A 13,093-nucleotide genomic window follows, 5' to 3' on the forward strand; every position below is an offset into this window, starting at 1 on the left:
AAAGCTTGGCGGACATCAAGGGAATATTGTTCGACAAGGACGGCACGCTCGTAGATTTCAACGCGACATGGCTGGGCATCGCCGACTTCATGGCGATGGATGCGGCCGAAGGCGATCGCTGGAAAGCAGACAGGCTGCTTGCGGCGGCGGGCTTCGACTTCGCCAGCAAGCGCTTCAAGCCGGATTCGATTTTTGCCTCGGGGACCAACATGGACGTCGTCGAGCTGTGGTTTCCACGGCTGTCAGACGAGGACCAGATGCTTGCCGTCGCCCGCTTCAACGCCATCACTTCGGCGCAGGGATCGGCAATGGCGGTGGCGCTGCCGGGTGTGGTCGAGACGCTTGGCCTGCTTCACAGAAAATCCTACCGGCTTGGCGTCGCCACCAACGACTCGACCAGCGGCGCGGAAAAGACCTTGGTCACTCTCGGCGTCGCGCAGCTTTTCGACGCCGCCTATGGTTACGATGCGGTGGCCAATCCAAAACCGGCGCCGGATACGATCCTTGCCTTCTCGGATCTGACAGGGCTCAGGCCGGCGACGATCGCAATGGTCGGCGACAATCGCCACGATCTGGAGATGGCGCGGGCCGGCGGCTGTGGCCTGGCGATCGGCGTGCTGTCCGGCACCGGCACGCGGGAATCGCTGTCGCAGATCGCCGACGTCATCCTCGATTCAGTTGCCGATCTGCCTGATTTTCTTGCGGCCCGAGTCAGCGAGACGGTCTTGACTCGCAGCTAAACTGTCCGAACGAGAACACGCCGCTCGGTTTCATCGCCGCATTCCTGCCTTCGCCGACATCCGGCACCTCGTATTCGGCAAGCAGGCGAAGCCGCGAGCGGGGCAGATAGGCGCGGCCCGGATCGCCGACCAGCACCTCCATGCCGGCAGCGAGGCAGCGGTCGAGGAAGGGGACGACCCGGCCGGCAAGATCATGGGCGTAAAACAGGTCGCCGACCACCACGACATCCACCGGTGGCGGCGGACCGCCGGTGATGTCCTCGCCGATCGTCGCAATCGCAACGCCGTTCGCCGCGGCATTGAGGCCGAGCGCAACCACACCGTTGCGGTCGATCTCGGCCGCGATCACCGCGCTTGCGCCGGCTTTTGCCGCTGCGATGCCGACGAGGCCCGAGCCGGCGCCGAGGTCGAGCACGCGACGGCCGGCCACGGTCTCCGGCCGGTCGAATATATAGCGGGCGAGCACCGCGCCGCCGGCCCAGATATAGGCCCAATACGGTGGCTCCGGTTCAGGTCCGTCCTCTTCGGTCGCGTGTTGGTTCCACTCGACAAGCCGCCTGAGCCCGCTTCCCGGATGGGCGGTGTAAAGCCGAATTTCGGGAATCGCAGGTACTGCCGCGATCCGCATGTTCGCCCGGATGAACTCTGCCGGGTCTGGGCGCGAACCTATGCCCACCACGTTGGTGCCGGCGATGCAATCGCTCAAGCTGCGCCTTAGCCCCGCAACGCCCGTCGCAGGATCTTGCCGACCGGTGTCTTGGGCAGCTCGGTGCGGAACTCGATATGCCTTGGGCGTTTGTAGCCGGTCAGGTTCTCTTTGCAATAAGCCGCCAGCGCTTCGGCGGTCAGCCCCGGGTCCTTCCTGACGACGAACAGCTTCGGCACTTCACCCGAATGCTCGTCCGGCACGCCGATCGCCGCCACTTCGAGTACCCCCGGATGCTGCGCCACCACTTCCTCGAGTTCGTTCGGATAGACGTTGAAGCCGGAAACCAGGATCATGTCCTTCTTGCGGTCGACGATCTTGGTGTAGCCGCCCTCGTTCATGAAGCCCATGTCGCCCGATTTGAAGAAGCCGTCCTCTGTCATCACCTTGGCGGTCTCGTCCGGCCGGTTCCAGTAGCCGGCCATCACCTGCGGTCCGCGGATGCAGATTTCGCCGACTTCGCCGAGCGGCAAATTGTTGCCGTCGTCGTCGCGGATGGCGATCTCGGTCGAGGGCAGCGGCAGGCCGATCGTGCCGGTGTAGACGCCGTCGCTGAATTTGTTGATGGTTGTCCCCGGCGAGGTTTCGGTAAGCCCGTAGGCCTCGCTGATCGGGCAGCCGGTCAGCGCCTTCCAGCGTTCGGCGATCGGCCTCTGCACCGGCATGCCGCCACCCAGCGTCAGGATCAGCGGCTTGAAGTCGAGCTTGCGAAAATCCTCATTGTTGAGCAGCGCATTGAACAGCGTGTTGAGGCCCGGAAAGATGTGGATAGGGTATTTCTGCAGCTCTTTGACGAAGCCGGGAATGTCGCGCGGATTAGGGATGAGGACATTCTGCGCGCCTTGCTGCATGCCTACCAGCACGTTCGCCGTCAGCGCAAAAATGTGATAGAGCGGCAGCGCGCAGAGGAAGTTCAGATGCGCCGGCTTAGGCTTGACGGTAAAGGCGTCTTCAGCCCACAGCGCGTTCTGCGCGACATTCGCCAAAATGTTGCTGTGCAAAAGCATCGCGCCCTTGGAGATGCCGGTCGTGCCGCCTGTGTATTGCAGGAAGGCGATGTCGTCGGCCGCGACCTTTGCGGGCCTGAAGGCCATGCCGGCGCCTGCCTTCAGCGCGGCGCTGAATTTGACATGGCCGGGCAGCGACCATGCCGGCACCATCTTCTTGACGCGGCGTACAACGAAGTTGACGATTGGTCCCTTGAGCCCGCCTAGCATGTCGCCCATCGAGGCGACCACGATATGCGTGACTGCGGTCCTGGCGATCACCGTCTGCAGGGTACAGGCGAAATTTTCGAGGATGACAATGGCTTGAGCGCCGGAATCCTTGAGCTGGTGCTCCAGCTCGCGCGGCGTGTAGAGCGGATTGATGTTGACCACGACATAGCCGGCGCGAAGCACTGCCATGATCGCCACCGGATATTGCAGCACATTCGGCATCATCAGTGCGACGCGCGCGCCCTTCTGCAGCCCCGTTGATTGCAGATAGGCGCCGAAGGCGGCCGACTGTCGCTCGAGGTCGGCATAGGTGATCGATTTGCCCATGCAGACGAAGGCCGGCCGATTCGCAAATTGCTTGCACACGGTGACGAGAAAGTCGCCGATCGAGCTGGAGGGCAGAGCGCCGATCTCGGCCGGCACGATCTTTGGATAACTCTTGAGCCACGGTTTTTCCGGCAGGCCGGCGGCCAGCGACGTGATCGCCTTTGGTAATCTCTTGGCCGGACCTGCCGACGGTCGGGGCGCTGTCGGCACTGCCTTCGCCGCCGGCTTGGCGGCAGACTTTGCAGCAGGCGCCGTCTTGCGGGTTGCCGGTTTAGCAGCCGTTCCAGCCGTGGTCTTCGCCGCCGGCTTCGCGCTTGCCTTCGCGGTAGCCGCCGGCTTGGCGTCGGCCGCTTTTGACTTGACTGCTTTCGATGTTGCCTCGGCCTTTGCTTTCGCCGCGCTGGTTGTCTTTGCCGGTTTTGCCACCTGTCGCTCCCTCAATCGTTCTTATTGTTTCGGCATGCTTGCGCGCCACCACCGCCCTGATCAACAAAGATATCCCAACGCTTGCCGCAATGCCCGAAACCCGGGAAAATTCGGCACGCTGCCCATCTATCTATGTATTGCCACAAGCGGCGGCCATGCAAGCCTTCGCCACCAGGAGTGCGGTAAGACTTGCCGTCAAACCTCTCGGCCGCGACCGGTTTTCGGACGCGGGTCTCTTGAACCGAAAGGCTCGATTCCCACAATTGGCGGCATCGCCGATCAACAAAAAATTGAAGTCGCTAATAATGTCGTGATCTGCGGATTCGGCTCGTTTTTTCCACAATTTGCCGCGTGCCGGAATTTTTTTCTGCTTCCCGTGGGTTAGGCAAACAAGCAGTTCCAAAGCTAGAAAAACGGTGCTTATATGCGGCCTTCGCGAGCCTGATAGAGGGGCTTGGAAGAACATCAGGGAGTGCTCAATGAAAAAGAAACTGACTTTTGCAGCCGCGTTGCTGGCTGCAAGCGTCCTCGGCGGCATGGCCAATGCAAAACAACTGGTCTATTGCTCGGAGGCTTCGCCGGCCGGCTTCGACCCGTCGCCATGGAGCGGCGGCAACGACTTCGACGCCTCGTCGCGCACCATCTATTCGCGCCTGGTCGAGTTCGAGCATGGCAAGACCACCATCTCGCCCGGCCTGGCAGAGAGCTGGACGGTTTCCGACGACGGTCTCGAATACACCTTCAAGCTTCGCCCGGGTGTGAAATTCCAGACGACCGATTATTTCACGCCGACGCGCGACCTCAACGCCGACGACGTGATCTTTTCCTTCGAACGCCAGTGGAAGAAAGAAAGCCCGTGGTACAGCTATCTGGAAGGCACCGGCTGGGAATATTTCACCGGCATGGGCTTCCCCGATCTCCTGAAGGAAATCGTCAAGGTCGACGACCTGACGGTGAAATTCGTGCTGAACAAGCCTGAAGTCGCGTTCCTGCCGGACCTCGGCATGGATTTCGCCTCGATCGTTTCCAAAGAGTATGCCGACCAGCTCGACAAGGCCGGCACCAGGCAGCAGTTCACCCAGAAGCCGGTCGGCACCGGTCCGTTCCAGTTCGTCGACTACCAGGTCGACGCGGTCATCCGCTACGCGGCATGGGACGGCTACTATGGCGGCCGCCAGAAGATCGACGATCTGATCTTCGCCATCACGCCCGATCCCGCCGTGCGCGCGCAGAAGCTGAAGGCGGGCGAATGCGATATCATGTCGTACCCGGCGCCAGCCGACATTGCCGGACTGCAGGCCGACACGAACCTCAAGGTCGATGAGCAGGAAGGCCTGAATATCGGCTACATGGCCTATAACACAACGCAGCCGCCCTTCGATAAGGTCGAGGTCCGCAAGGCCCTCAACATGGCGGTGAACAAGAAGGCAATCATCGACGCGGTCTATCAGGGTGCCGGCACGCCGGCCATCAACCCGATCCCGCCGACCATGTGGTCCTATAACAAGGACATCAAGGACGATCCCTATGATCCAGAGGCGGCCAAGAAGATGCTGGCCGACGCCGGCGTCAAGGATCTGTCGATGAAGATCTGGGCTATGCCGGTCAGCCGCCCCTACAACCCGAACGCCCAGCGCGTCGCCGAGTTGATCCAGGCCGACTATGCCGCCGTCGGCGTCAAGGCGGAGATCGTCAGCTACGAATGGACTGAGTATCGCCAGCGCGGCAAAGCCAAGGATCGCGACGGCGCCTTCCAACTGGGCTGGACCGGTGACAATGGCGATCCGGACAACTTCTTTTTCCTGCTCGGTTGCGATGCCATCGGCCAGTCCAATTATGCGATCTGGTGCAACCAGGAATTCGAAGCCTTGCTGAAAAAAGGCAAGGCAACGACGGACGTCGCCGAGCGCACCAAGATCTACGAGGAAGCTCAGGTGGTGTTCAAGCGTGAGGCTCCGTGGCTGACCATCGCCCACTCCAAGGTCTTCATGCCGATGAACAAGAAGGTGTCGGGCTTCGTTATGGACCCGCTCGGCATTCATCGGTTTGACGGCGTCGACGTCACCGAATAAGTCCTGAGAAATTGAACGGCGGCGCTGGACTTCCCGCGCCGCCGTTCTATGAAGCAAGATGCTCCGTTATCTCCTCCACAAGCTCGCTTTGATCATCCCGACCGTGTTCGGCATATCGCTGGCGGCGTTCGCTTTCGTCCGGCTTCTGCCCGGCGATCCCATCCTGGCCCTGGCCGGCGAGCGCGGCGTCAGCCCCGAACGCTACGCCCAGCTCATCGAGCAGTTTGGCTACAACCGGCCCTATGTCATCCAATACCTGGAATATATCGGCAGGGTCCTCACCGGCGATTTCGGCATATCCATTGCCACCAAGCGGCCAGTGCTCGGCGAATTCCAGGCGCTGTTTCCGGCCACGCTGGAACTGGCGACGGTGGCGTTGATCATCGCCATCCTGCTTGGCATCCCTGCCGGCATTTTCGCTGCGGTCAAGCGGGGCTCCTGGTTCGACCAGGCGACGATGGGTGTCGCGCTGACCGGCTATTCGATGCCGATCTTCTGGTGGGGGCTGCTGCTCATTATCTTCTTCTCCGGCTATCTCGGCTGGACGCCGGTTTCCGGCCGCATCGGCCTGCAGTATTTCTTCAGGCCGACGACCGGGTTCATGCTCATCGACAGCTTGATCTCCGGCAGGAGCGGCGCTTTCAAATCCGCCGTCAGCCATCTGATCCTGCCATCGATCGTGCTGGCGACGATCCCGCTCGCCGTCATAGCGCGCCAGACGCGCTCGGCGATGCTCGAGGTGCTCGGCGAGGACTATGTCCGCACCGCGCGTGCCAAGGGCCTGGCGCCGCGCCGTGTCATCGGGCTGCATGCTTTTCGCAACGCGCTGATCCCGGTGGTCACCACCATTGGACTGCAGGTCGGCACGTTGATGGCAGGCGCCATTCTGACCGAAACCATTTTTTCCTGGCCAGGCATCGGCAAATGGATGATCGACGCCATCGGCAAGCGCGACTATGTCGTCGTGCAGAGCGGATTGCTGATCATCGCGCTGATCGTCATGGCGGTGAACCTGATCGTCGACGTGCTCTACGCCGTCATCAATCCGCGCATCCGGGTGCAGTGAGATGACCGACGAATCCGCCGCCGAAGCCACCGCTGCCTCCATCCCGACAGGCGGCAGGCAAAGGGCGTTTGCCGAGTTCTGGCATTACTTCTCGATGAACACCGGGGCCGTCATCGGTCTTGTGGTGTTTTCGGCGCTGGTGCTGGTGGCGATCTTTGCGCCGTTCGTCGCCCCGCATTCGCCCGACGAGCAGTTTCGCGATGCACTGCTGGCGCCTCCTGCCTGGCAGGAAGGCGGCAAATCGATGTTCCTGCTCGGCACCGATGCCGTCGGCCGCGACATGCTTTCACGGTTGATCTTCGGGGCACGTTTTTCGCTGTTCATCGGCCTGGTGGTCGTCGTCTTCTCACTCACCAGCGGCATCGTGCTTGGCGTGCTCGCAGGCTATTTCCGCGGCTGGGTCGACACGCTGATCATGCGCATCATGGATATCATCCTGGCCTTCCCGTCGCTGCTTCTGGCGCTGGTGCTGGTGGCGATCCTCGGCCCGGGCCTGTTCAATGCCATGTTGGCGATCGCACTGGTGCTGCAGCCGCATTTCGCACGTCTCACCCGCGCCGCGGTGATGGCCGAAAAGAACCGCGAATATGTGATCTCCGCCAAGGTGGCCGGCGCCGGTCATCTTCGCTTGATGGTGAGGACGATCTTGCCGAACTGCCTGGCACCGCTGATCGTGCAGGCCACGCTGTCCTTCTCCAACGCTATTCTCGAGGCTGCGGCGCTCGGCTTCCTCGGTGTCGGTGCGCAGCCGCCGACACCGGAATGGGGCACGATGCTCGCTTCGGCGCGCGAATTCATCCTGCGCGCGCCTTGGGTGGTGACCTTCCCCGGCCTTGCCATCCTGATCACTGTGCTTGCAATCAATCTGATCGGCGACGGCCTGCGCGATGCCTTCGACCCCAAGCTGAAGAGGTCATAATCCAATGCCTCTTCTCGAGATCAAGAACCTGACCGTTTCCTTCGACACCGCCGCCGGACCATTCATGGCGGTACAAGGCATCGACCTGTCGGTCGAACCGCGCGAGGTGCTGGCGATCGTCGGCGAATCCGGTTCCGGAAAATCGGTGGCGATGCTGGCGGTGATGGGGCTCTTGCCCAACACGGCGACGGTGAGGGCCGACCGCATGGCCTTCGACGGCATCGACCTGCTAGAGCTCGGCCCATCCGAGCGGCGCAAGATCGTCGGCAAGGACATTTCGATGATCTTCCAGGAACCAGTCGCCAGCCTCAACCCATGCTTCACCGTCGGCTTCCAGATCGAGGAGGTGCTGCGTTTTCATATGGGCATGGACCCCGCTCAGCGCCGGGCGCGCGCCATTGAACTAATGAAGCTCGTCGGCATCGCCGACCCCGAGGAACGGCTGGGCTCGTTCCCGCATCAGATGTCGGGCGGCCAGTGCCAGCGCGTCATGATTGCCATCGCCATCGCCTGTAATCCGAAGCTTTTGATAGCCGACGAGCCAACCACGGCCCTCGACGTCACCATCCAGAAGCAGATCCTCGATCTGCTGGTCGGCCTGCAGGCCAAATATGGCATGGGCCTGATCATGATCACCCACAATATGGGGGTGGTTGCCGAGACCGCCGACCGTGTCATCGTCCAGTACAAGGGCCGCAAGATGGAAGAGGCCGACGTGCTGTCGCTGTTCGAATCCCCCAAGAGCAATTACACGCGCGCGCTCCTGTCGGCGCTGCCGGAAAACGCCGTCGGCGACCGGTTGCCTACTGTTTCCGACATGTTGTTCGAGCCGGCCCCATCTGTAGTCGCAGCCCGGTCCGCAGGAGGAACCGCCTCATGAGCGTGACGGTAGTCGAAGGCAAGAACATCGTTCGCGACTATCATGTCGGCGGCGGGCTTTTCCGCCCTTCCCGTACGGTTCATGCGGTCAAGGGTGTTTCGTTCAGCGTCAACAAGGGCAAGACGCTGGCCATCGTCGGCGAGAGCGGCTGCGGCAAGTCAACACTTGCCCGCATCATCACCCTGATCGATCCGGCGACCTCCGGCGAGCTTTTCATCGACGGCAAGAAGGTGGACATCGCCAGGGACGGCCTGTCGAAGGAAATGCGTCGCAAGGTGCAGATCGTCTTCCAGAACCCCTATGGTTCGCTCAATCCACGCCAGAAGATCGGCGACGTGCTTGGCGAGCCGCTGCTCATCAACACCGACAGCACGGCCGACGAGCGGCGCGATCTTGCCATGAAGATGCTGAAGAAGGTCGGTCTCGGCCCCGAGCACTATAATCGCTACCCGCATATGTTTTCGGGCGGCCAGCGCCAGCGGATCGCCATCGCCCGCGCGCTGATGCTCAACCCCAGCCTCCTGGTGCTGGACGAGCCGGTCTCGGCACTTGATCTTTCGGTGCAGGCGCAGGTGCTGAACCTGCTCGCCGACCTGCAGGACGAGTTTCAGCTGACCTATGTTTTCATCAGCCACGACCTGTCGGTGGTGCGCTACATCGCCGACGACGTGATGGTGATGTATTTCGGCGAGGCGGTCGAATACGGCTCGCGCGACGAGGTCTTCGCCGACCCCAAGCACAGCTACACCAGGACGCTGTTCGCGGCTACGCCGCGTGCCGACGTCGCCAGCATCAAGGCAAGGTTGGCGAAGAAGAAGGCCGCCTGATCCGGCGAGGTTTGCCGGCCGGCTACCGCTTCTCGATCCCCGGAATGCTGGAGATCTCCTCGACGAGAAAGTCGACCAGCAGCCGCACCCGGGCAATGCCCGCACGCTCCGGAACGATCAGCATGCTCAGCCGGACGGGAGGCGGAAAATAGCCCGGCATGACCACTTCCAGCCGGCCGGCGGCCAGAAGATCGTCGACAAGCCAGTGGTGGGCGGGTGCGATACCGCGTCCGGTGACAAGGGCTTCGCGCGCGGCAAGCCCATGGTCCACACGAAATCGCCCGCCAAAGGGCACCGCAAAGGTCTCGCCGCCCGGCCCCTGCAGGGTGAGCGTGTCGCTTCCCGCGATGTTCGACATCCGGATGCCTTCATGCGCAGGCAGACCCTGCGGGACAGCCGGTCTGCCCCGCGCCGCCAGATAGGCCGGCGCCGCCACCAGCAGACGCCGGGATTGCCCGAGCGCCCGCAGTTTCATCGAGCTGTCGGTGAGCGGACCGAGGCGAAGCGCAATGTCGACGCCCTCCCGCACAAGGTCGATGCGCTCGTCGGTGAGGCTAAGATCGATGCCGATATCGGGATAGCGGTCCTGAAAGGCGAAGATCAACCGGCTGACGTGCAAGACCCCGAGCGCCGCCGTGCAGGATATCCGGATCGTGCCGGCCGACGCGCCGCGCGTGCCCCGCGCCTCATCGCCGGCCTGCTCAACGAGGCGCAGGATCTGGACGCTGTCGGCATAGTAACGGCTGCCTTCATCGGTCATCGTCACACGCCGGGTGGTCCTGCTGAGCAAGGGCACTCCGACGGCCTCCTCGAGTTCTCGCAAATGCCGTGTGACCGTCGACTGCCCAACTCCGAGTTCGCGCGCCACCGCCGAGAGGCTGCCGCGCTCGGCGACGCGAACGAAGGTGCGCATGCGCTCGAGAGTGACGTCCGATCTATCCATTATTCGGCATAATCTTATACATTTCCTACATATAGTGGATCAGCCCGCGGCTGGCTACCTTTGGTGTCTATCGTCCTTCTTCGGAGTAGACCCATGAAAGTCCTGCTTGTTTTTGCTCATCCTGAACCGCGTTCGCTCAACGGCGCGCTGCGTGACGTCGCCATCAGGGAACTCGAGGCCCAAGGCCACGAGGTGCGGGTGTCGGACCTCTATGCCGACGGCTGGAAAGCCGAGGTGGACCGTGCCGACTTTCCGGCGTGGCCGCCCGAAGCACGCTTCCTGCCGGCCGGCGCCTCCAAAAAGGCTTTTGCGACCAACACTCTGACCGATGACGTCAAAGCCGAGATCGACAAGCTGCTATGGGCCGACACCCTGATCCTCCAGTTCCCGCTGTGGTGGTACGCCATGCCGGCGATCCTCAAGGGCTGGGTCGATCGCGTGTACGCCTACGGCTTCGCCTATGGCGTTGGCGAGCACAGCGACAAGCGGTGGGGTGACCGCTTTGGTGAGGGAACGCTCGCCGGCAAGCGCGCAATGCTGATCGTGACCACCGGCGGCTGGGAGGAGCATTATTCTGCCCGCGGCGTCAACGGCCCGATCGACGACCTGCTGTTCCCGATCAATCACGGGATTCTCTATTATCCGGGCTATGACGTGCTTCCGCCGTTCGTGGTCTATAGAGTGGACCGTTTTGGGGAGGCCGATTTCGAGCCTGTCGCGGAGCGGCTGCGCGAAAGGATGCGGACGCTCGAGACAATCCGGCCCATTCCTTATCGGCAGCAGAATGGCGGCGATTACCTGATCCCAAGCATGCAGTTGCGCCCCGGCCTGGAGAGCCCGGGTGCAACCGCTTTTGCGCTCCACCAGAACGGCGCAAGCGCAGCCGGACAGCCCGATCAGGACAGCCGGGCGATGACAGTACGCAGCGCCTCGCCGAAACGCCGAACTTCCTCAATCGTATTGTAATGCACCAGGGAGGCGCGGACGGCGCCGCTGTCCATGCTGAGGTTGAGCCGCTTCATCAGGCGCGGCGCATACATATGGCCGTCGCGAATGCCGATCTGCATCTCGGCCATTTCCTCGACGATCCTCTGCGGCGACAGCGTGCCGATGTTGAAACAGAAAGTCGGCACGCGCTCGCTGAGGCGTGCTTCGTCGGCGACACCATAGATCGTCGCGCCGCAACCCTTGAGCACCGCCAGCATTTCGCGCGCCAGCACCTGCTCGTAATCGCGGATGGCATTCATGCCGGCGACGATGTTGTCGCGTCGCGACCGGTTATTGGCTGGAGCAAAATTGCGGCCGATCGACTCGAGATAGCGCACCGCGGCATCCATGCCGGAGACGTTCTCGTAGATGAAGGTACCGGCCTCGATTTTGTAAGGCGGCTCGTCGGGGATGAAATCCTCGCGGAAGGTCGGCAAGCGCTTCAGTGTTTCGAAGCGGCCCCACAGGAAGCCCATATGAGGCGAGAAATTCTTGTAGCCGGAGCAGACCAGATAATCGCAATCCCAGGCCTGCACATCGATCAACCCGTGCGGGCCGTAATGCACGCAGTCGAGGAACACTTCGGCGCCTGCCGCATGCGCAATCCCAGCCACGGAAGCAACGTCGACAATCGAGCCGATCGAATGCGCCGTCACCGTGCAGGCGACGAGCCGGGTGCGCTCTGAGACCAGCGGGCGCAAATCGTCGACATGCAGATTGCCGTCCTCGCGCATCCGCCACCATTTGAACTTGGCGCCAGCGGGCGCCAGCGCCAGCCACGTCGCGATATTAGCGTCGTGATCCATGTCGGTGATGACGATCTCGTCACGCTCCCCGTTGGGGGGCTCGGAAAGCATCTGGCCGATGCCGAGGCTGATCAGGCGGATGAACGAAGTGGCGTTCATGCCGAAGCAGATCTCCGCCGGGTTGGTAGCGTTGATCAGCAAGGCCACGCTTTCGCGCGCGCCGGCGACTGCTTGATCGACGGTGACGCTGCGGCCATAGCGGCCGCCGCGCTGCACATTATGCGCGACCAAATGGTTGGTGACCGCATCGAGCACGCTTTGCGGGATCTGCGCGCCCGCGGCATTGTCCATGAAGACGAAGTCTCCGGCTTGCTGCAAGGCGGGAAACAGGGCGCGGATCGTGTCGACCGGGAAAGCTGCGGGATCGCCGGTTTTCGAAATCTGATGCTGGTTCAAGCTCGTCTCCTGCGAAGTGCCTAACGGAAGTTGATATTCGGGAATTGGCGGACGGAAATCGCGGCGGCCTCAGCGGGCCTTTTCGGTCTGGAAGCGGCGTTCCAGGAGGCTGACGAGTCGGACCATCGGCCAGAGAAAGATCAGATAGACCAGCGCCGCGCCGATCAGCGGTGAAGGATTGGCATAGAGCGATTGCGCGTTGGTCGCTTCCTTCAGCAGTTCAGGCAATGCTACCGTGGAGGCGAGCGAAGTATCCTTGAACATCGAAACGCAATTGCTGGTCATTGGCGGAATGACGACGCGGATCGCCTGCGGCAGCACTACCTTGCGCAAGGTCAGCAAGAACGGCAGGCCGAGCGCCTGCGCCGCCTCGAACTGGCCGCGCGGAATGCTCTCTATGCCGGAGCGGAACACCTCGGCCGAATAGGCCGCCATGATGATGGCGAAGGCCATCACCGCGGAAGTCCACGATGACAGGCGAATGCCGAGGAACGGCAGCGCATAGTAGATCAGGATAAGCACGACCAGCACCGGCATCGCCCGGAAAATGTCGATGTAGCCGACAGCCAGCAGCCGAAGCGGCTTTGGCGCATAGAGCCGCACCAGGCTGATCGCGAGGCCGACGGGAATACCGATGCCGATGCTCATGATTCCAAGCAGAAGCGTGTTCAGGAAACCGCGCAGCAGCGCCGGCAGGCTGGAGACCATGACGTCGGCGTTGAAGAAGGTGTCCAGCAGCGACATCGCAGCATTTCCAAAACGTTTGGCGTCCCGCGACGCT

13 protein-coding genes are annotated in these 13,093 nt (G+C 62.2%); 8 read left to right on the forward strand and 5 right to left on the reverse strand.

Translation table 11 applies throughout. The features are described 5' to 3' along the window. The first annotated feature begins 5 nt into the window (after positions 1–5). A complete protein-coding gene (locus NKH50_RS09905; RefSeq protein WP_352702396.1) occupies positions 6–740 on the forward strand; it encodes an HAD family hydrolase in 735 nt (244 codons plus the stop codon). Here NKH50_RS09905 and NKH50_RS09910 read toward each other — a convergent pair. Together NKH50_RS09910 and NKH50_RS09915 are read right to left on the reverse strand one after the other, a co-directional pair. Beyond that, a complete protein-coding gene (locus NKH50_RS09910; RefSeq protein ID WP_352702548.1) occupies positions 712–1,368 on the reverse strand; it encodes a class I SAM-dependent methyltransferase in 657 nt (218 codons plus the stop codon). The genes NKH50_RS09905 and NKH50_RS09910 overlap by 29 nt on opposite strands. Positions 1,369–1,454: 86 nt before the next feature. Further along, positions 1,455–3,086 (reverse strand): long-chain-fatty-acid--CoA ligase, encoded by a 1,632-nt coding sequence (locus NKH50_RS09915; protein ID WP_352702394.1) that lies wholly within the window; start codon positions 3,084–3,086, stop codon positions 1,455–1,457. A gap of 16 nt (positions 3,087–3,102) precedes the next feature. Here NKH50_RS09915 and NKH50_RS09920 point away from each other — a divergent pair, with 16 nt between their 5' ends. From NKH50_RS09920 to NKH50_RS09945, 6 genes are all read left to right on the forward strand, one after another. Further along, a complete protein-coding gene (locus tag NKH50_RS09920) occupies positions 3,103–3,801 on the forward strand; it encodes a hypothetical protein (protein ID WP_352702392.1) in 699 nt (232 codons plus the stop codon). 94 nt (positions 3,802–3,895) lie between these two features. Next, positions 3,896–5,488, forward strand: coding sequence for an ABC transporter substrate-binding protein (locus NKH50_RS09925; protein ID WP_254816244.1), 1,593 nt, complete (start codon positions 3,896–3,898; stop codon positions 5,486–5,488). Positions 5,489–5,546: 58 nt separating this feature from the next. Beyond that, on the forward strand, positions 5,547–6,554 hold the full coding sequence (locus tag NKH50_RS09930) for an ABC transporter permease subunit (RefSeq protein ID WP_254816243.1): 1,008 nt from the start codon (positions 5,547–5,549) through the stop codon (positions 6,552–6,554). Position 6,555: 1 nt separating this feature from the next. Beyond that, positions 6,556–7,473 carry an ABC transporter permease subunit gene (locus NKH50_RS09935; protein ID WP_023676823.1) on the forward strand — a complete coding sequence of 306 codons (918 nt, stop codon included), beginning with the start codon at positions 6,556–6,558 and terminating at the stop codon, positions 7,471–7,473. Between the two features lie 4 nt (positions 7,474–7,477). Then, positions 7,478–8,353: an ABC transporter ATP-binding protein gene (locus NKH50_RS09940; protein WP_352878311.1), complete on the forward strand. Its 876-nt coding sequence runs from the start codon at positions 7,478–7,480 to the stop codon at positions 8,351–8,353. After that, complete coding sequence (locus NKH50_RS09945; protein ID WP_352565201.1) at positions 8,350–9,180, forward strand: dipeptide ABC transporter ATP-binding protein; 831 nt, start codon at positions 8,350–8,352, stop codon at positions 9,178–9,180. Before NKH50_RS09940 ends, NKH50_RS09945 begins: the two co-directional genes overlap by 4 nt. 22 nt (positions 9,181–9,202) lie before the next feature. Here NKH50_RS09945 and NKH50_RS09950 read toward each other — a convergent pair whose 3' ends face one another. Then, entirely contained in the window at positions 9,203–10,123 is a 921-nt protein-coding gene (locus NKH50_RS09950; RefSeq protein WP_352878313.1) for a LysR family transcriptional regulator, read from the reverse strand. A gap of 93 nt (positions 10,124–10,216) precedes the next feature. Between NKH50_RS09950 and NKH50_RS09955 the strand changes: the two genes are divergently transcribed. After that, positions 10,217–11,089, forward strand: coding sequence for an NAD(P)H-dependent oxidoreductase (locus NKH50_RS09955; protein WP_254816395.1), 873 nt, complete (start codon positions 10,217–10,219; stop codon positions 11,087–11,089). On the opposite strand, the gene NKH50_RS09960 is transcribed toward NKH50_RS09955, so the two are convergent. Together NKH50_RS09960 and NKH50_RS09965 are read right to left on the reverse strand one after the other, a co-directional pair. Continuing rightward, complete coding sequence (locus NKH50_RS09960; protein ID WP_352878315.1) at positions 11,020–12,312, reverse strand: cysteine desulfurase-like protein; 1,293 nt, start codon at positions 12,310–12,312, stop codon at positions 11,020–11,022. The two genes, NKH50_RS09955 and NKH50_RS09960, sit on opposite strands and share 70 nt — an antisense overlap. 69 nt (positions 12,313–12,381) lie before the next feature. Continuing rightward, positions 12,382–13,056: an amino acid ABC transporter permease gene (locus tag NKH50_RS09965; protein ID WP_352476024.1), complete on the reverse strand. Its 675-nt coding sequence runs from the start codon at positions 13,054–13,056 to the stop codon at positions 12,382–12,384. Positions 13,057–13,093 lie beyond the last annotated feature (37 nt).

The organism is Mesorhizobium sp. M1027, assembly GCF_040318745.1.
Taxonomy (GTDB): Bacteria; Pseudomonadota; Alphaproteobacteria; order Rhizobiales; family Rhizobiaceae; genus Mesorhizobium.

Excerpts from the sequence above, each read along its gene's own strand:
- NKH50_RS09910 (WP_352702548.1), bottom strand. The coding sequence starts at position 1,368 with ATGCGGATCGCGGCAGTACCTGCGATTCCCGAAATTCGGCTTTACACC.
- NKH50_RS09925 (WP_254816244.1), top strand. The coding sequence starts at position 3,896 with ATGAAAAAGAAACTGACTTTTGCAGCCGCGTTGCTGGCTGCAAGCGTC.
- NKH50_RS09930 (WP_254816243.1), top strand. The coding sequence starts at position 5,547 with ATGCTCCGTTATCTCCTCCACAAGCTCGCTTTGATCATCCCGACCGTG.
- NKH50_RS09935 (WP_023676823.1), top strand. The coding sequence starts at position 6,556 with ATGACCGACGAATCCGCCGCCGAAGCCACCGCTGCCTCCATCCCGACA.
- NKH50_RS09940 (WP_352878311.1), top strand. The coding sequence starts at position 7,478 with ATGCCTCTTCTCGAGATCAAGAACCTGACCGTTTCCTTCGACACCGCC.
- NKH50_RS09945 (WP_352565201.1), top strand. The coding sequence starts at position 8,350 with ATGAGCGTGACGGTAGTCGAAGGCAAGAACATCGTTCGCGACTATCAT.
- NKH50_RS09950 (WP_352878313.1), bottom strand. The coding sequence starts at position 10,123 with ATGGATAGATCGGACGTCACTCTCGAGCGCATGCGCACCTTCGTTCGC.
- NKH50_RS09955 (WP_254816395.1), top strand. The coding sequence starts at position 10,217 with ATGAAAGTCCTGCTTGTTTTTGCTCATCCTGAACCGCGTTCGCTCAAC.
- NKH50_RS09965 (WP_352476024.1), bottom strand. The coding sequence starts at position 13,056 with ATGTCGCTGCTGGACACCTTCTTCAACGCCGACGTCATGGTCTCCAGC.